The organism is Massilia pinisoli, assembly GCF_024753285.1.
In the GTDB taxonomy this organism is placed as follows: domain Bacteria; phylum Pseudomonadota; class Gammaproteobacteria; order Burkholderiales; family Burkholderiaceae_D; genus Telluria; species Telluria pinisoli.
On record NZ_JANUGW010000026.1, the window covers coordinates 61,436 to 78,860 of the forward strand.

Genomic DNA, 17,425 nt, shown 5'->3' on the forward strand with positions numbered 1-17,425 from the left:
ACAATGGCTTAGATCGCGGATGCGCTCACCAGTGGTACTGGGTCCGTCACATCTGGACCTTTACCTTTTTCGATGAGCTTATGCAATTGTCGAGCGTTCACGCCGCGATACGACCAAAAGAAAAGAAATATTGCGATGTACATAAAAATTGCCATGACGTAGGCAAATGCGAAACGCTGTTCGGGTAGACCTGACTTCACATAGGTCGCGATGCTCTCAGGTTTTTCTTTACACAGGATATCGATCTCACTAAAAGTAAATCGCGTTTCACGTGCTATCTGAGCGTGGTCGCTCGAGCATTGGCTGAAAATGAGTGCATTGGAACCAAACAACGGTTTCGCTCGGGTAGCGTCAAGTGCGAACCAGGTACCGCTACTCTTCATGCGGACGATCATTTGGTCGCTCAAGCTCCCAAAGAAAAACGCTATGGCAGTGATGGCGCAAACCGCACACGACAAAACAAGCAGAACCAGTCCCCATTTTTTGGGTAAATGTTTTTCGTTTTTTAGTGCTGGTATTGCGATGTCGAAATATTCTCCGCATGCGGCGATGCGATCCAAGTCGATACGGTTCGTTTTGGCGTAATCAATGACTGCATGGGCTTCACGCGACGTTTCCGCTCGAATGCCAGTCGTAAAGCGAAATTGCATTAGCGCCGAGCGATCTTTAAGGAACGAATCGATTGTTGGGTCGTCGCATTCTTTACGATCGGAAAATAGTCCCCAGAGACGCGACATGATGGGGTGAAACGAACGGGTTCGGCGCCACACGAATAACGCTAATACGGTGGCGCCGAGGGCAGCCATAATTGTTCCGTTACTTAGTATGCCGCCAAGACTACTTATTCCTTGAGAAATGTCCATGCATGTTATTGGGAAGGTCAAATAAAACGTTGAAGTAACTCAACGTGGGATGTTTTTGCAACGTGCACTAAACCGTTTTTTTGCGGGAAGTATCTGATTGTGATCAAAGAATACGCAATTAATGGCGTTGAGTTGCGGCAGCAGCATCGCATCAGTGGTTACGGCCCCGTTTAAGGATGAGTAAGGCCATCTGCCGGTTGTACCAGACGAATAGGAAAGCAAGGCATCGAAAAATTCGACCTGACATACGATCGGATACGACTGACATTGGGAACATTCAGTTCTCCGGCTCGGTCTAGAAAGAAGTCAGTGCTTCGTGGCGTGCGAGTCATGCGCCGCACGCGTATGTTCCCACCCGCCCCCAAGCGCCAGGAACAGCTGCACCTGATCCGCCGCCAGCTGCGCATCCGACACGGCCAGCATGCTCTCGGCGCTGGCCAGCGTACGCTCCGCGTCCAGCTGGGACAGGAAGTCCGTGCGACCGAACTGGTACAGCTTGGCCGACTGGCGCGATGCCAGCGCGCTCTGGTCGCGGGCGGCGCGCAGCGCGGCGTTGCGGTCGAGCTCGCGGGCGTAGACCGTCAGCGCGCTTTCCGTTTCGCGCAGCGCGTTCAGCACGACGCCGTCGAAGCGGGCCAGCGCACCGGCCGTGCCGGCCTTGGCTTGCGCGATGTGGGAGCGGGCCGAACTCGTGGCCGGCAGGTTCCACGAGATCAGCGGGCCCAGGCTGAATTTCCACGTGTTCGCATCGTTGAACTGGCTCATCATGCCGACCGCGCCCACCGACGCGCCCAACGTGATGTTCGGGTACAGCTCGGCCGTCGCGACGCCGATGCGCGCGGTCGCGCCCGCGAGCAGGCGTTCGGCCTGGCGCACGTCCGGACGGCGGCGCAGCAGGGCGGCGCCGTCGCCGACGGGAATCGTCGAGGCGACGCGCGGCGGTGTGGCGCATTGCGCGACCTCGGCCGGGAACTTGCTCGGCACTTCACCGGTCAAAACGGCAAGGCGGTACAGTGCCGTGCGACGGCGGGCTTCCAGCGGCGGCAGGTTCGCACGCAGTTGGTCGAGTTGGGCCTGGGCACGGGAATTATCGATGGCGATGCCGCGGCCGCGCAGGACGCGTTCGGCCGTGAGCTTGGCGAATTTCTGCTGCAAGTCCACCGATTGCTGTGCCACCTTCAGCTGGTAACCTGCCGAACACGCTTCCGTATAGGCGCGGGTCGTGTCGGCGGCGACGATCACGTGGGTCAGGTCGCTGGCGGCTTGTGCGGCTTCCACGTCCGCTTCCGACGCCTCGACGGCGCGGCGGATGCGGCCCCACAGGTCGAGCGTGTAGCCGATCTTGATGTCGCCGTCGTACAAGCCGTCGGTGGGCAATTGTTCCGGGATACCCAGCTGCGCGCCCGCGATGCGGCCGTACAGCGGGGCGACGCTGGCTTCGACTTCGGGGCGTTTCTTTTCCTCGACCTCTTCCAGCACGCCGTGCGCGCGCTGCAGGTTGGCGGCGGCCATGCGCAGGTCGGTGTTGTTGGCGAAGGCCTTGGCGATCAGCTTGTCGAGCAGCGGGTCCTGGTACAGATGCCACCAGTCGGGCGGCAGCGGTTCGGACTTGAACGGCGTCTCGGCTGCGCCCATGAACGGGGCGTTGGCCGCGTCGCGCTGGATCACGGCCTCTTTCGGCACGTGGTAGTCGGGGCCGACGGTGGTGCAGGCGGCCAGCGTGGCCGCCATCAGCGTCAGCGCGCACGCTGTCCTGGCGGTGGTACGGTACGGTGTCATGATCGTTGCGTCGAAGCGTGGAGGCGGTTGCCGGATGCGGTCGCGGCGCGTGCTGGTGCTGCCGGTGCTGCCGGTGCGCCGGCCGCAGCATGTGCCGGCAAGACCTTGACGGTCGCCGTCTGTCCGGCCACGAGCCGCACGTTGGCCGGTACCGGATCGAGGGCGATGCGCACGGGCACGCGCTGGGCCAGTCGCACCCAGTTGAAGGTCGGGTTCACGTTCGGCAGCATGTTGGCGCCCGTGCTGCGGTCGCGGTCGGCGATGCCTTCCGCAACGCTCTCGACATGGCCGTGGATCGGCTGGCGCGTGCCCATCAGGGTGACGTCGACAGGGTCACCGAGTTGGATGCCGGGCAGCTTCGTCTCTTCGAAATAGCCTTCGACGTAGAACGAGCCGCTGTCGACGACGGCCATCACGGGATGCGCGGCCGTGGCGTACGCGCCTTCGCGCAGGTCGAGGTTCGTCACGATGCCGTCCACACTCGACACGACATGCGTGCGTTCGAGGTTCAGCTTTGCCGTGTCGCGGTTGACGATCGCTTGCGCCAGCGCGGCGCGCGCCTGGTCGGTGCGCGTCTGGCCCTGTTCGCGCGTTTCCTGCGAGACGAGGTCGTCGAGCTGCGTATTGCGCTTGTTCTCGCGCTGCGCCTGGGCCAGCGCCGCCTCGGCCGCAGTCACTTGCGCTTCCGCCTGGCGCAGGGCCAGTTCGAAGCGGGCGCGGTCGATCTCGAACAGCGGTTCGCCCGCCTTGACCTGCTCGTTGTCGTGCACGTGGACCTTCGTCACCTGGCCCGTCACGTCGGGCGCTACCTGCACGACGTACGCTTTCACGCGGCCGTCGCGCGTCCATGGTTCGACTTCGTAGTGGTGCCACAGCTGCCAGCCCGCGTAGGCCGCACCCGCGGTCACCACCGCCGTGAGACTTACCCGGCCAATCGCCGACAAAATAGTTTTCATAGCCATCTCAAGACCAGTTGCGTGTGTAATACGTCAGCGCGCCGAGCACGATGACGAACAGGGAAAAATCGAACAGGGCCGGGTGCCAGACGATGCGGTAGACGCCCGTCTTCGCCAGGACCAGGTTGATGAGCCGCGATACCACCAGCGCCGCCAGGGTGAGCAGCAGGAGCGGAGGCACGTATAGGCCGTAGATGCTGACTTCGCCGATCATCGGATTGCCTTTCAGAGTGCGGGTGCGAGCGACGCCGCGTACGGCGCCGCCTTGGGAAACAGGTCGCGGCGCATGCCGGTGAGCGCGGCCAACGCCTCTCGCTGGGCGACGTCGCGCTCGCCGGCGCAGATGGCGCGCAGCGCGTTGTCGAGCGTGTCCAGCAGGCTGCGTTCGCACTGGGCGTCGACCGCCGGACGTAACGCGAAATGGCGCGACAGCTGCCGCATCAGCGGGCCGACGGCCGCGTCGCCGCGGCCCAGCCGAGCGCGTACGCTCTGCAGCAAGGTCATGTTCAAGCCGATGCGCAGGTCGCGCAGCGCGTCGGCGGCTTGCAGGTCCTGGTCCTTGCCGGCCAGCGCCAGGCGTGGCGTCAGCATGCCGACGCGGTCGACCATCCGCGCCGAGAATTCCGGCAGCGACGGCGCGTGCTCGCCGCTGCCCAAGCGTGCCAGTTCGCTCCACCCCGCTTTCAGCAGGCGGCGCGCCGTCCAGCCCGCGCCGACGCGGCGGAACACGCTCGTCGTGACGGCGGCAGCGACATAACCGACGACCTGTGCCAGGGTGCTGTTCAGGAACGACACCATGTCGGCGTTGTGCGTGTCGATCATGGCGAGGGTGCCGCAGATGCCGAACAGGAAGGGCATCGCGCGGCCGAACGTGGACGGCCGCGCCAACAGCACGCCCAGCACGAGGAAGGTGGGGGCGCACGCGAGGATGAACGTCTCGAAGCCATGCACGGCCGGCAGGATGCCCAGCAAATACAGGGCCGACAGCGGAATCGAATAGATCGAGTACCACATGAAGCTCTTGATGAACGGGACCGGATCGTCCTGCGTGGAGAAGAAGCAGCACAGCACCGCCGTCATCATCGGGGCCGCGGCGCCGGACGGCCAGCCGGTCACGATCCAGAATGCGCAGCACACGAGCACGGCGACCGCGGCCGCGAAGGCGGACAGCAGCGCCATGCCGCGGTCCTGGTGGAGCGCGCTCACGGGCACGCCCGGCAGGTGGCGCACGGCGTCGGGCAGGCTGCCCTGCACGCCGGCGTCGATGTGCTGGCGCAAGGTGCGCGTCTCGACGCAGATCTCGACCAGGCGGCGCAGGCGCGCGGCCAGGTTGACTTCGATCATGCCGATCCAGTCGAGTTCCCGGTCGACCGCCGGTTCGAGCGCTTCGATGCGCTGGCGCAAAGCGGCGCCCTGCGTGTCGATGGCCACGGTTTTCGGCGTCTCGACGAGGGCGACGACGTCTTTCAGCAGCGCGTCCCAGCGGGCGGACACGTCTGCGGCGCCCAGGTCGCGCAGCGCGGCCAGGCGGTCTTCGATGCCGGAGACGACCGGCACGAACGCGGCCAGACGTTCCTGCAGCGCGTTGACGGCCTGCTCCGTCCAGCGCAGGTGCGACGTATCGAACGGCAGGTGCGTCGTCATCAGGCGCATCTCCGTGATGTCGCCCGCGAGCTTGCGGCGGTCCGACGCAGAGCGCGCGTCGCCGGCCGGGTTCAGTGCATCGCGGATCCAGTGGTGGGCGTCGCGCACGGCGTTGTCCAGGCGCGCCAGCAGCATCGGACCGAACGGTTGCGGCAGCACGAGGCTGTGCACGAGCGTGGCGCACGTGATGCCGAGCAGGATTTCCTCGACGCGCGCGAGCGCGATATCGAAGATTGCGCCCGGCTCGTTCACGGCGGGGAAGGCGATGAGGCCGGCCGTATAGCCGCCCAGCATCAGCATATACGAGCGCGGCGTGCGGTCGAGCAGCGATACGTAGAGGCAGCCGCCGATCCACAACGCGAGCGCCAGCGACAGCAGCTCGGGCGAATTGATCAGGTGCGGGACGATGAACGTAACGACGATCGCGCCGAGCACGGTGCCGCCCGCGCGGTACAGGCCCTTGGAGCGGGTCGGTCCGGCGAACGGCGCGGCGCAGATGTACGAGGTCATCATCGCCCAAAACGGTCGCGGCAGTCCGATGCGCATCGATACATAGACCGAGAGCATCGCTGCCGCGAATGACTTGACGGAGAACAGGATCTCCGACCGGGTAGGTGTGTTCATGCGTCCTGGACGGCGGCGATGGCCGTGGGCAGGCCGGACAGCACGCGCAAGGCCGCCTCGACGTCGGCCGGATCGAACGCGCCGAACAGCTTGCGGCGGAACGGCGTCAGCGCCTGGTCCATCAGGGCGGCCGTCTTGAGGCCCTCGTCGGTCAGGCGCAGGATCTTGGCGCGGCGGTCCTGCGGGTCTTCATGCCGCGCGACGAGGCCCGATTCGATCAGGTGATCGACGATGCGCACGAGCGACGACGCTTCCAGGCTCAACGTCTCGGCCAGGATGCCCGGCCGCACGCCGGCGTCGCCGAAGCGGCTGATGACGAGCACGGGCAGCCCCGTCGCCTGGGACAGGCCGAAGTCGGACGCAACCTTGTCGGCGGCGGCACGGTAGACGCGCGACGCGTGGGTCAGCGCGGCGGTGAGACTGCTCAGGGTCTGGTCGGTCAGGTGCATGTTGTCTCGCGTAAATACTTTTGTTGTTCACTGTTGATATGCGAAAGTTTAGCATGCGAAGTATTTTGCTGCAACGCACCCGTTGATACGTGCAGACGTCGAATCAGGATGGGGAGGCGATCCGGCGCAGATCCGCCGGCGTCACGAACTCCGTCACGCACGCCTGCGCGCGCAAGGCCTCGATGGTCGCATAGCCCCAGTGCACGGCACCAAACGCGACGCCGGCCTTGCGGGCCGCTTCAGCATCCGTCGCCTGGTCGCCGATGTACAGCGCCTCCGCGGGCGCCGCGTCGCAGGCCTTCAGGACGGCGCGGATGCGGCTCGCCTTGCCGAAGACGGACATGCCGCAGTCGAAGCGCGCCACGAGCGCCGTCAGCTCCGGCCCCAGCACCGCGCGCACGTTGTGCTCGGAGTTCGACGACACGACGGCGAGCTGCACGCCGCGGCCGTGCAGATGCCGCAGCGCGTCGGCGATGCCGTCGAACAGGGGGATCTCGTGGGCACTGTCCTGCATCATCGCCATGAACGTCTTCGACGCGAGCGGCAGCTTCCACGCGGGTAGGCCGACGTGGTCCATCATCTGCCGCACGCCGAGGTGGCGCAGCTCGCCCGCGCGCGATACGTCGATACGGCGGAACGCGTGGCGGTCGGCGACGGTGTTGAAGACGCTGAGGAAGAACGGAAACGAGTCGGCGAGCGTGCCGTCGAAGTCGAACATGGCGAGGCGGTAGGTCATGCGCACATGTTACACGCCGTGCCTTGGCCGCTATCGGTGACCGTCGATCGCGATGCGCCAGCGCCGAATCATCCGCGACGAGCGCCGTCAGCGCGGCCACTTGCTCATTGTCGTATCTCCGCCCGCGATGACGCGCGATGGCGTGTTTTTGCACAGCCGCCTGATCGGCCGCGCACACTGCTTTGCGCTTGCACATCGGTCTACCTCAACTAATCTGATTCGGGTCAATCCCACCACAACAAACAATCGGAGACAGCATGACGATCCTGATCAGGGCAAGACACCTTGCCGGCATCCTCATTGGTTTTCTCGGCACGAGCGCCTTCGCGGCCGTCGTCGCCCTGCCGAAGTACAACGTCAGCGTGAACGACGTGTCGGTGTCCGGATTTTCGTCCGGCGCCGACATGGCGGTGCAGATGCATTTTGCGTATTCGAAGACGGTGAAAAAAGGCGCGGGCATCATCGCCGGCGGACCGTATTACTGCTCGCAAGGCAATGCCGCGATATCGGTCGGCCCGTGCATGGCCAACACCGGCTCGCGCAATGTGCCGTATCTGATCTCGGTGGTGAATACGTGGTCGGGCAATGGCTATATCGACCCGACCAGCAATATGGCCGCATCGAAGGTGTATCTGTTGTCCGGGACGATCGATTCCACGGTGCGCCAGCCCGTCATGGACGACCTCAAGACGATGTACGGCAGTTACCTCCCCGCGGCCAATATCTATTACAAGAACAACCTCACGGTGGAACATGCGGTTCCGACGGATTTTTTCGGCAACGGTTGCGCCGTCAACGGCAGCCCGTACGTCGACAACTGCAACTTCGATACGGCGGGCGAAATCCTGAAGTGGATTTATGGGCCGCTGAATCCCAAGAATACGGGATCATTGAGCGGCAGCTTCGTCAACTTCGACCAGTCCGTTTTCTGGGGTAACTTCAACCCGAACGTGTACAGCATGGCCAGCAGCGGCTATGCCTACGTGCCCGCGAATTGCGCGGCAGGGCAGTCGTGCCGGCTGCACGTGGCTTTCCACGGTTGCCTGCAAAGCGCATCCGTCGTCGGCACGGCTTTTTATCAACACGCCGGCTATAACCGCTGGGCCGATACGAACAACATCATCGTGCTGTATCCGCAGACGACCGTCACCGCAAACAATCCGGGCGGATGCTGGGATTGGTGGGGTTATGAGGACGTGAATTTCCCGGCCAAGAGCGGCGGACAGATGGTCGCGATCAAGACCATGATCGACAAAATCGTCAGCGGCAATGCGGCGGCGCCGTTCACGTGCAGCCACTGGTATGCCAGCAACGTGTCGCACGTGTCGGCCGGCCGGGCGTATATCGGGGCGGATGGGCAGGTGTATGCGAAGAATTCGAACCAATACCTGGGGTATTACATGATCACGGCGTACACCGATGTGCGACAGACGTCGGCCGGGTATTACGCCTACGGTAGTTGTTCATGAAAGAACCCTTTGATGCGTGTTTTGCTTGATGAAACGCATCGCCGGTCTGCTGAGTTTGGTGAATCCTTCGTGACTTCATCGCAGAAGCGATTCACTTCAACCTCGGAGACCACTCCATGGCAATCGACGTGTATTTGCAAATTGACGGCATTAAGGGAGAGTCGCAGGACTCTACCCACCAGGGATGGATCGAACTGACGTCGGCCCAGTGGGGCGTTTTGCAACCCAGGTCAGCGACCGCATCGACTGCCGGCGGCCACACCGCCGAACGCTGTGAACACCGCAGCATTACGGTAACGAAGTTGGCCGATCTGTCGTCACCCCTGCTGATGCAAACCTGTTCGGCTGGTAAGACGATTCCGAAAGCCAAGCTTGAGTTCATGCGTGCCGATAGTGACGGCAAACCGGTCAAATATTATGAGGTCGAACTGGAAAACGTGCTGATTGGCAGCGTGAACCAGGCCGCTCATGAAGGCGGGATTCTCCAGGATTCCGTGGCCCTCAAGTTTTCGAAGGTCAAATGGAAATACACCCAGCAGAAAATCAGCGGTGGCGCTGGCGGTAACACGGCTGGCGGCTGGGATCTGGCAACCAACCGCATCACGTGACTGGAGGGCCGGTCATGCTCGAGCTCCAAGCGAAAGATTCGCGCGGTTACTTCATGCTCCCGCAGGCGCCTGAAGATGCCGGCTATTATGTGTACGGAACGCCGGATCAGGGAGGTGGCCAATATGCCCATCCGGTGATGATGACGCTGCTCCTGTTCATCGAACGCGAGTGGCAGGCGATCGATTGCCGGAAGTTCGGTGTCGGGAACATCAGCTTGCCAGGTGGAGGGAAGTTCAAACCTCACGACTCCCACAAGGACGGCTTGCAGGTGGATATCCGTCCCTTGCGGAAAGATGGGGCCTGTGTCCCAGTAAGCTACTTTCAGGCATGGTACGACAGGGATGCCACGGAACGGCTTATCAGTCTTTTTCAAACTCACCCGGCGGTGATCAACGTGTACTTCAACGACCTGAGTATCCCTGGCGTATTGCCGCTAAAAAATCACGATAATCACTTCCATGTGGCGTTAAGGGCAGACACGACATGAAGAAAAATTTGGCACTCCTGACTACGATTTCGTTGGTTTCTTTGGCATACGCCGCTGAGCAACTGCATTGGCCGGCGCCGTATCGGCCGTTCAAGGGCGAATACACTATTTATTCCGGCGAGTTAGGGGATCAACAGGCGCCAACCAAGGATGATCGCAAGCTTTCTTTCATCATCGAAGGGCAACCGGCAAAGGATATCTTCAATGCAATGCCGCCGGATGACAAGGAAACCTGCAGTGGAGAGAAGGGGGCACGGAGTCGGAGCAAACAAAATGTCTGGTGCACATTCAACCCTGGAGATGGATATACCTGTTACTTCGGATTCGACCTAACGACGGGCAAGAGCATTGCTGGAGGCACCTGTTAGGCTTTTGTACGGCAGAAATTATCCGCAAAACGCATATTGAGCCATCATCCCGGCAACAATTTTGCAACGCCATGTAACAAATTTTACGAGTTGTAAAGCGTGGTCCCGCACGATTCAGCTCGGCTATCATGGCCGCCCGCTCAGCTGTATCGACAACTTTGTTGCTCGATTAATGTTGGGCAACATTGAATGGCGGGGCTCACACATGAAAGATACGGGAGTGTCCGGACCGAACGCAGCGGTCCAACTTGGCTTGATCAATCTGTTGAAGGCTGGTGCAGCGCAATTGATCGTGCTGCATCACCTGGCGTTCTATGGCCCGATGGCCGACGCCGCGCGGCCGCTGATGCCGTCGATCGTCGACTGGCTCGACCACAACGGCCGCATCGCCGTCCAGGCGTTCCTCGTCATCAGCGGCTTCCTCGTCGCGAAATCCTTGTCTCCGTCCGGCCTGCCCGGCATCGGCAACCCGCTGGGGACGATCTGGCGCCGCTACGTCAAGCTGGCCCCGCCTTTCATCGTGGCCATGTTTTTGGCGATTGGCGCATCCGCGCTCGCGCGCACGTGGATGGTCCACGACTCGATCTCCGCGCCGCCCAATATGTCGCAGCTGGCCGCCCACGTCCTGTTGCTGCACGGCGTGCTGGGCTATGAATCGCTGTCGGCCGGCGCGTGGTACGTCGCCATCGATTTCCAGCTGTATGCGCTCATCACCGGCCTGCTGTGGCTGGGCGGGCGCCTCGCAGGCGACCGTCGCAGCGCCTGGCTGATGCCGCTCCTCGTCACGCTGGGGCTGAGCGTCTCGTTGTTCTACTTCAATCGCGACGCCGAGTTCGACGTCTGGGCGCCTTATTTCTTCGGCAGTTATGGGCTCGGCGTCCTCGCCTGGTGGGCGAGCGATGCACGCCGCTCGTTCGGGACGAAGCTGATGTTGCTGCTGATGATGGCCGTGCCGACCGTGCTGGCGCTGGCGCTCGATTTCCGGAGTCGCATCGCGGTGGCGGCCGTCGTTGCGTGCGTCCTGTTCCTGTTCGGACGCACGCGGTTGAGCACGTATGCAAGTTCCGGTTGGGCTGTCGTCAACTATCTCGGCAAGATTTCGTACTCGATCTTTCTCGTGCATTTCCCCGTGTGCCTCGTCGTGAACGCGGCGTTCACGCGCTTCGTGCCGGACGACGCGTATCTGCAGGGCGCCGGCGTGATCTGGGCATGGGCGGCCAGCGTGGCGGCCGGGGCGGCGTTCTTCCACTGGGTCGAAACGCCATTGGGACGCTTTTTGGCAGGGTTGGCGAAGCCCGTCGTGGCGCGCCCGTTCGGCGCAAAGCCGGCCGGATTGCGCGGCCAGGTGAATACGTAAAACACGGGTCAGCATTAAGTTGCTGACTTTCGCCGATATTGACGTTACCCTGTCACCATAGAGGAAGGTGACATGATGAACACCCAGATCCTGGCACTCGATATCGCAGGCAACCCATTCGACTGGATCCCGCCGGAAGACGCGATCCTGTATTACGCGACCGGCAAAGTGGCGTGGGAATTGGGCGCCCGCGAGTTTATTTTCCGCGGCGGCTATTCCCGCTCGGGCGTGCAGTCGAAGATCGCGGTCAAGCCGATCATCGCCATCGCCGGCAGCGAGATCATGACGCGCTTGTTCAAATCCGGCCTGCCGCTGACGCACCAGAACGACCTCCTGTTCAAGCGTGACCGCTACATCTGCGCCTATTGCGGCAACCAGTTCCCCCACAAGGACCTGTCGCGCGACCATATCCTGCCGAGGTCGCGCGGTGGCCAGGACACGTGGATGAATTGCGTGACGGCCTGCAAGCGCTGCAACCAGGAGAAAGGCAATCTGCTGGTCGAGCAATTCCGGCCGCTGATCTACGTGCCGTATGTGCCCTGCCGCGCCGAGCATTATCTGCTGAGGGGGCGGAATATTTTGGCCGACCAGCATGAGTATCTGGCCGCGCAGCTGCCCAAGCATAGCCGCCTGTTGAATTGACGGCGCTGTGCAAAAAACACAACATCGACTTGAATGATCGTTTGACAAGAAAGATCGAGGTGGCACAGAATCGCACCTCAGCTTTTTGATCCATCTAATTTTTAAAGAAAGGAACGGCTATGCCACGTACGGCTATCGACAACGCGCAAGACAGATAGCCCCGAGCATCCGCGCTCGGGGCCAGGCAGTCATGCCTCCTCGAGCCGGCCGTTCTTCAGAACCCCGGTGAGGAAACTCGCCGGGGTTTTTGCTTTTCGGAACACGCTTCCGCCGCAAGAACGCCGGCATAACGAACCTTTTATGGACAAGTTATGCCCATCGTACAAACACTGCACAAGGGACGCGTCCCGGTGCACATCTACACGGACGACATCGACCACGCGGCGCTGCAGCAACTGCTGAACATCGCCAACCTTCCGATCGTCCATCCGCACGTCGCCGCGATGCCCGACGTCCATGCCGGCATCGGCGCCACCGTCGGCAGCGTGATCCCGACGCGGTCCGCGATCGTTCCGGCAGCCGTCGGCGTCGACATCGGCTGCGGCATGAATGCCGTGCGCACGACCTTGACCGCGAACCAGCTGCCCGACAGCCTGGCCCGCCTGCGCAGCGCGATCGAGGCGGCCGTGCCGGTCGGCTTCGAGCAGCACGCGTGGGACAAGGTGCGTGGATCAAAACACGCCCGCGTCGGGCGGCCGCTGAACGACCGGCTGGACGTCATCGTCGGCAAGCACGGCGGCATCATGAAAATGCAGCAGAAATTCGCGCAGACGTGGATCTGCCAGCTGGGCACGCTCGGCGGCGGCAATCACTTCATCGAGATCTGTCTCGGCGAAGACGAGCGCGTCTGGATCATGCTGCATTCCGGTTCGCGCGGCATCGGCAATGTCATCGGCCGCTATTTCATCGCGGCCGCGCGCAAGGACATGCAGCGGCACCAGATCCATTTGCCGGACAAGGACCTGTCCTATTTCAGCGAGGGATCGACGCTGTTCGACGACTACATCGACGCGGTGGAGTGGGCGCAGGATTACGCGCTTATCAACCGCCGCGAGATGATGCGCCGCATCGTCGACGTGCTGGCGCAGCATGCGCCGCCGTTCAAGCTCGATGGCGAAGCGATCAACTGCCACCACAACTATGTGGCGCGCGAATCGCATGGCGGCGAGCGCTTGTTCGTCACGCGCAAGGGGGCGATCTCCGCGCGCGAAGGCGAGCTCGGCATTATCCCCGGCAGCATGGGTGCGAAGAGCTACATCGTGCGCGGCAAGGGAAATCCGGAATCGTTCTGCTCATGCTCGCATGGCGCGGGACGCCGTATGAGCCGCAGCGAGGCCAAGCGCAAGTTCGACCGCTTCGACCTGGCGGCGCAGACGTCAGGCATCGAATGCCGCAAGGACGGCGGTGTCGTCGACGAGATTCCGGCCGCGTACAAGGACATCGACAAGGTGATGGCGCATCAGGCGGACCTCGTTGAAGTCGTGCATACGCTGCGCCAGGTTGTTTGCATCAAGGGGTAGGACATGAAAATCAAAGCCATCAAACCGCGCAATCCGCATGCGGTCGCGGCCAAGCAGCGCAATGCGGGTGCGCATGGGGCGTATCGGGCCGAGCGCAAGGAACGCCGCTCGGAGAAGCAGGCGTTGCGCTCATGGGTCATTGGACATAGGGAAGGAAAAGATCATGCGTGACGACATGTTCAAAATGATCGTGGAACGGCCGCGGCTCGTCAACAGCAACGGGTACAGCCGCGATGGCCGCAAGTTCCGCAACGACGAGAATGCGCCAGGCCGGCTCGGCATGAAGCGCGGCTATACCCAACGGCCGAAATGGCTGAACGAGAACCTCGCGCCATTGAAGCGCTACCTGGAGCAGCAGGTGGACCGTCCGTGGGACAAAGTCTATAGCGAGATCCGCGCAACGATCGATGCGCGCAGCACGGTCAAGCAGCACATTCTTCAGCATATCGGCGACTTCGTTGCGATCGATACGCATTGGGTGGAAACGCCTGACGGGGGCAAGGTGATCGTCCGCAGGCGCTGGTCGTGCACGCACGTGCTGCTCGAGGACGCGAACATCGAACTGTTTGTTCATCCGCGGACGGGCATCCTGTTGCGCAATCGTCGTTTCGTTTCGCGCGACCGAAGCGCCAGGGAGCAGCGCGAGATGAAACGAGCGCAGGAACGCATCGACCGCCGGGACATCGACGCGCAGCACCAGCTTCGGCGCATCGACGGCATATGGTACGAGGTGACGCTCGGCCTTTTGCCGGCGCCGCGCGTGCAAGGGAACGACATCGTTCACGATTCTTGTTGGGATGCCGTTCGCAAGGAATGGGTGTCGCGCCAGCACGGTACTGCGGACACGTACGTTGTATCGAAGCGCCAGCTCGGCGCGAAAGAGTTGAAGAAATACGGGCTGGGCGCGTGAGCCGGCTCATCACAGGGAGAACAATCATGAAAACCAAAGACATCGACCAGCCGTGCTTTCGAGATCACCAGCAAGCGCAGGAAAGGCTTCCCGTCTGAAACGCAGGTCAAACGCGGCGTCCGGTTCGTGCACGGTGAGAAGGAACTCCTCGAAAAGCTCGGGCGCAACGATCCATGTCCGTGCGGGTCCGGACGGCATTTCAACAGGTGCTGCATGAAGTCGGGAAGCTTTTGACGGCGCCAATCGGAACGAGTATTTCCGTTGAGCGGACATCAGTTGCTCTGGATGGTCACGGGGGACCATCCAGCTCGATGACCTCGGCGCCCGCGCGAGCCGGCAACTCGTTCATTGGAACAACCTGGGGTTCTGTGTTCACGCCCGTGACGTGGCGATAAACGATGAACTTCTTGTTCGTCTCTCCATAGCCGTTTGTGCGTATGACGACGTCGGTCTCGGACGAGGATAGATATAGCCAGGAGGGCGGGTTCTTTTCGGCAAAGTCGAGTCGCTCGACCACTCCGTTGATCGGATTACGAATGAGTACGAAACCTTGAAGGAAGTTCGCGGTGAACTCGCCGGAGACCACGAGCGCTCGCGTATGCGAACCGATACAGGCGATGCGGACGGATGCGCCTCTTGAACTGTCTCTATCCTCAAAAAACGGCCGCACTGAGCCGTTCTGGCGCAAGTAATAAACGTAGGTGTCGGCGATTTTCGAATCACGAACTGCATCGACTCGGCTACTCGCTTTGCTGCCGACATCACACCTTTTCACGAGTTCGGCCGCCGCGGAAAAGGCATGAGCGAATACGCAGCACAGCAATAGAACCGAACTCTTCATTTCACCATATCCCGTAGTACTTGCATGGACTCGGGAGCCGCTGTCAGCTTTTCTGCCGCAGCTTTGATTTTGCTGTAGTAGATGCCGTTCCTGACACCGCGGTAATCCTTGTACGCTTCGCTGACAGCATCGGCTGCATGAGTGGCCGTACGTTTCTCGATGAGTGCCTGCATATAGGCCGTGCCAACGCGTATGTTCGTCGCTTCGTCCAGAATCTGGGCACTGTCGTGGAACTCGTCCGCTTCGCGGTAGAGGTCAACTTCGCGTCTGCGCTCGCGCGAAGGTTTCTTGAGGTTCTCGAGCCGATAAAGTTCCCGAATTGGCGCCCTCAGTAGCTGCATCAATCCCCGAGCACTGCTTCCATCGCTGCGTGCGTTCCTGTCAAAGCGGGACTCCATGTAAATCTGGCATATGACTAATTCGGTGGGCAAGCTGGACTGATTGTTTGCCTCGACCAACGCTCGTATTTCGTGCAGCCGGGCGAGGTCCTCGACTTCGACATCCACGGCCTTCTTGTCTGATATCGACGTCAGCTGCGCAGTGTGCGTCTTGATGACCTTTTTCGTCGCCATATTATCTGTCCCATGCCGGATTGAGAGGCGTTGTTTCCCGCGCATAGACGATGAGCGTAGCGTGCTCGGCGTTCGATGCCGCGACTGTGGCGGTCTTTCCGTCCCGGTCCGTCCTGCCCTCGACGCGGCGACCACTGCTGAGTTCGATCACATACGGAAAATCCGCGAGAGGCTGACCCGCTTCGTCCTTGACGTGAAAGTGCTGGTCATACGAAGCCGGCTGTTCGGCGGCGGCTGCTTTCGACGTTGTTTCGCTGCCCCCGGCAACTTTCTGGCTACCTGCATCGTCGGAGACGACCTGATATCGGACAGTTTGGCTCGGGATGAGGCGCGGATACGGATGACACTTACAGACACACAAGTCGTTTTCGAGCGCTACTTGAATTCCGTTCCAGCGTTCGTTGAGGCGAGCGCCGGCGCACGCGATGCGACCTGTGCTGTTACAGGCAGGGCAGTATACCGGGTCGTTTTCGAGCGCAATCCGAGCGCCATTGATCGCCCCGGAACTGCTGGCGCCAGTCACCTTGCCGCCTGCCGTTGTCGCAGCGCCTTCAGTGATCGTATGTCGTTTCATAGCCCTCCCGAGCCAGAGGATCGCGCTACCTGACCGAGCGTCAGGCGAAAGAACCAATCTAGCTGGGGCGCGACCGTAGATCTTGGCTTGGCACAAAGAAGCCAGCCGAACTGCTGGCATGTGAATCGGCTTATGACAACCCGACCAATCCTGAAGCGAAACTTGTGCGCCGCGTTGGCGCTGTCGGGGCCAGTGCACTTACTTAGTTGGAGATTCGACGTGCTCTTTAATGCCTATCCGACGTGAAACAGCAAACCTTTTTCGATGACGCGTTTCAGCTCGAGACCCAGCTGTCGTACGCCATCGGATTTTTGCCGTGACGTTGGCGCCGCTAGCCAATCACGGCGAAGGCAAAACCGCCGTAGACCACGGCGCCAGCATATGCCACCCGAGGCGCGAATACAGTGCGCGCCCGTTGTCCGTCGCCACCAACAGCCGTTCGCTCGCACCGGCACGGATCGCAATTGAATCGAGTGCGTGCATGACGATCGTCCCGAGGCCGCGTCGGCGATGGTGCTCTGCCGTTTCGATCTGATCGAAGATGGCGTCACCGCCGTGCACCACCAAGCGCCCCGATGCGGCCTGTTCGTCGCTGCCGTGGATCACACGAACGACGTGGGCGTCGTTCTGCACGTCGAACGCCAGGCGATATGCCGGGGGCAGCGTGGCGTGGCTGGTCATGGGGGCAGGGCACCCCATCAGATGGCCTGGCGGCTCGATGCGCCAGCGCTCGGGGAGGGCGCGCCGCAATACCTCGGGAGCGACGGCCGCCTTAAGGAAGATGTGGGGATCTTGAATGCGGTCCGCACAGGCTTGCAGTGCCTGTCCCGCGTCGAGGAACACGTGGCGTCGCAACTGGTCCGGCCTGCCGACTTCGACGACGAGGCCACCGTCCTGGTGAAAAGGGATTGGAAGGCCGCGCGATAGGCTCCATCCCGTCAGCCAGCGTTCGATCAGCGAAAGGTCGACCAATTTGAGCCAGTGCCTCACATGAATACAGCGGACGTCCGCCAGAACATCGATCG

General features: G+C 61.7%; 21 protein-coding genes. 10 read left to right on the forward strand and 11 right to left on the reverse strand.

Features of this window, described 5'->3' with window-relative positions; translation table 11 throughout:
- Positions 1-8 precede the first annotated feature (8 nt).
- From NX784_RS25250 to NX784_RS25280, 7 genes are all read right to left on the reverse strand, one after another.
- Positions 9-863, reverse strand: coding sequence for a DUF6216 family protein (locus NX784_RS25250; protein ID WP_258819445.1), 855 nt, complete (start codon positions 861-863; stop codon positions 9-11).
- A gap of 306 nt (positions 864-1,169) precedes the next feature.
- Positions 1,170-2,642, reverse strand: coding sequence for a TolC family protein (locus tag NX784_RS25255; RefSeq protein WP_258819446.1), 1,473 nt, complete (start codon positions 2,640-2,642; stop codon positions 1,170-1,172).
- Positions 2,639-3,598: an efflux RND transporter periplasmic adaptor subunit gene (locus NX784_RS25260; RefSeq protein ID WP_258819447.1), complete on the reverse strand. Its 960-nt coding sequence runs from the start codon at positions 3,596-3,598 to the stop codon at positions 2,639-2,641. Before NX784_RS25260 ends, NX784_RS25255 begins: the two co-directional genes overlap by 4 nt.
- A gap of 7 nt (positions 3,599-3,605) precedes the next feature.
- Complete coding sequence (locus NX784_RS25265; RefSeq protein ID WP_166864642.1) at positions 3,606-3,812, reverse strand: DUF1656 domain-containing protein; 207 nt, start codon at positions 3,810-3,812, stop codon at positions 3,606-3,608.
- An 11-nt stretch (positions 3,813-3,823) separates the two neighbouring features.
- Positions 3,824-5,866 carry an FUSC family protein gene (locus NX784_RS25270; RefSeq protein ID WP_258819448.1) on the reverse strand — a complete coding sequence of 681 codons (2,043 nt, stop codon included), beginning with the start codon at positions 5,864-5,866 and terminating at the stop codon, positions 3,824-3,826.
- Positions 5,863-6,315 carry a MarR family winged helix-turn-helix transcriptional regulator gene (locus NX784_RS25275; protein WP_258819449.1) on the reverse strand — a complete coding sequence of 151 codons (453 nt, stop codon included), beginning with the start codon at positions 6,313-6,315 and terminating at the stop codon, positions 5,863-5,865. The genes NX784_RS25270 and NX784_RS25275 overlap by 4 nt, the downstream gene beginning before the upstream one ends.
- Positions 6,316-6,418: 103 nt before the next feature.
- On the reverse strand, positions 6,419-7,051 hold the full coding sequence (locus tag NX784_RS25280) for an HAD hydrolase-like protein (protein ID WP_258819450.1): 633 nt from the start codon (positions 7,049-7,051) through the stop codon (positions 6,419-6,421).
- Between the two features lie 257 nt (positions 7,052-7,308).
- On the opposite strand from NX784_RS25280, the gene NX784_RS25285 reads away from it, so the two are divergent.
- From NX784_RS25285 to NX784_RS28980, 10 genes are all read left to right on the forward strand, one after another.
- Entirely contained in the window at positions 7,309-8,520 is a 1,212-nt protein-coding gene (locus NX784_RS25285) for an extracellular catalytic domain type 2 short-chain-length polyhydroxyalkanoate depolymerase (protein ID WP_258819451.1), read from the forward strand.
- Positions 8,521-8,636: 116 nt separating this feature from the next.
- Positions 8,637-9,128, forward strand: coding sequence for an Hcp family type VI secretion system effector (locus NX784_RS25290; RefSeq protein WP_258819452.1), 492 nt, complete (start codon positions 8,637-8,639; stop codon positions 9,126-9,128).
- A 14-nt stretch (positions 9,129-9,142) separates the two neighbouring features.
- Positions 9,143-9,616, forward strand: coding sequence for a penicillin-insensitive murein endopeptidase (locus NX784_RS25295; RefSeq protein ID WP_258819453.1), 474 nt, complete (start codon positions 9,143-9,145; stop codon positions 9,614-9,616).
- Positions 9,613-9,984 (forward strand): hypothetical protein, encoded by a 372-nt coding sequence (locus NX784_RS25300; protein ID WP_258819454.1) that lies wholly within the window; start codon positions 9,613-9,615, stop codon positions 9,982-9,984. Before NX784_RS25295 ends, NX784_RS25300 begins: the two co-directional genes overlap by 4 nt.
- Positions 9,985-10,189: 205 nt before the next feature.
- Complete coding sequence (locus NX784_RS25305) at positions 10,190-11,341, forward strand: acyltransferase family protein (RefSeq protein ID WP_258819455.1); 1,152 nt, start codon at positions 10,190-10,192, stop codon at positions 11,339-11,341.
- Between the two features lie 72 nt (positions 11,342-11,413).
- Positions 11,414-11,983, forward strand: a complete 570-nt coding sequence (locus NX784_RS25310) for an HNH endonuclease (protein WP_307736137.1) — start codon at positions 11,414-11,416, stop codon at positions 11,981-11,983.
- A gap of 311 nt (positions 11,984-12,294) precedes the next feature.
- The gene (locus tag NX784_RS25315) at positions 12,295-13,503 is read left to right on the forward strand and encodes an RtcB family protein (RefSeq protein ID WP_258819456.1); all 1,209 of its coding nucleotides are present in this window, start codon (positions 12,295-12,297) and stop codon (positions 13,501-13,503) included.
- Between the two features lie 3 nt (positions 13,504-13,506).
- Entirely contained in the window at positions 13,507-13,674 is a 168-nt protein-coding gene (locus tag NX784_RS25320) for a hypothetical protein (RefSeq protein WP_258819457.1), read from the forward strand.
- Positions 13,667-14,413, forward strand: a complete 747-nt coding sequence (locus NX784_RS25325; RefSeq protein WP_258819458.1) for a hypothetical protein — start codon at positions 13,667-13,669, stop codon at positions 14,411-14,413. Before NX784_RS25320 ends, NX784_RS25325 begins: the two co-directional genes overlap by 8 nt.
- Positions 14,414-14,539: 126 nt before the next feature.
- Positions 14,540-14,647 carry an SEC-C metal-binding domain-containing protein gene (locus NX784_RS28980; RefSeq protein WP_370662972.1) on the forward strand — a complete coding sequence of 36 codons (108 nt, stop codon included), beginning with the start codon at positions 14,540-14,542 and terminating at the stop codon, positions 14,645-14,647.
- 55 nt (positions 14,648-14,702) lie between these two features.
- Here NX784_RS28980 and NX784_RS25330 read toward each other — a convergent pair whose 3' ends face one another.
- The 4 genes from NX784_RS25330 to NX784_RS25345 all read right to left on the reverse strand — a co-directional run bounded on the left by NX784_RS25330 (position 14,703) and on the right by NX784_RS25345 (position 17,372).
- The gene (locus NX784_RS25330; RefSeq protein WP_258819459.1) at positions 14,703-15,254 is read right to left on the reverse strand and encodes a hypothetical protein; all 552 of its coding nucleotides are present in this window, start codon (positions 15,252-15,254) and stop codon (positions 14,703-14,705) included.
- Positions 15,251-15,826: a transglycosylase SLT domain-containing protein gene (locus NX784_RS25335; protein WP_258819460.1), complete on the reverse strand. Its 576-nt coding sequence runs from the start codon at positions 15,824-15,826 to the stop codon at positions 15,251-15,253. Before NX784_RS25335 ends, NX784_RS25330 begins: the two co-directional genes overlap by 4 nt.
- A 1-nt stretch (position 15,827) precedes the next feature.
- Positions 15,828-16,400 carry a PAAR domain-containing protein gene (locus NX784_RS25340; protein WP_258819461.1) on the reverse strand — a complete coding sequence of 191 codons (573 nt, stop codon included), beginning with the start codon at positions 16,398-16,400 and terminating at the stop codon, positions 15,828-15,830.
- A gap of 339 nt (positions 16,401-16,739) precedes the next feature.
- A complete protein-coding gene (locus NX784_RS25345) occupies positions 16,740-17,372 on the reverse strand; it encodes a GNAT family N-acetyltransferase (RefSeq protein ID WP_258819462.1) in 633 nt (210 codons plus the stop codon).
- Between the last annotated feature and the right edge of the window lie 53 nt (positions 17,373-17,425).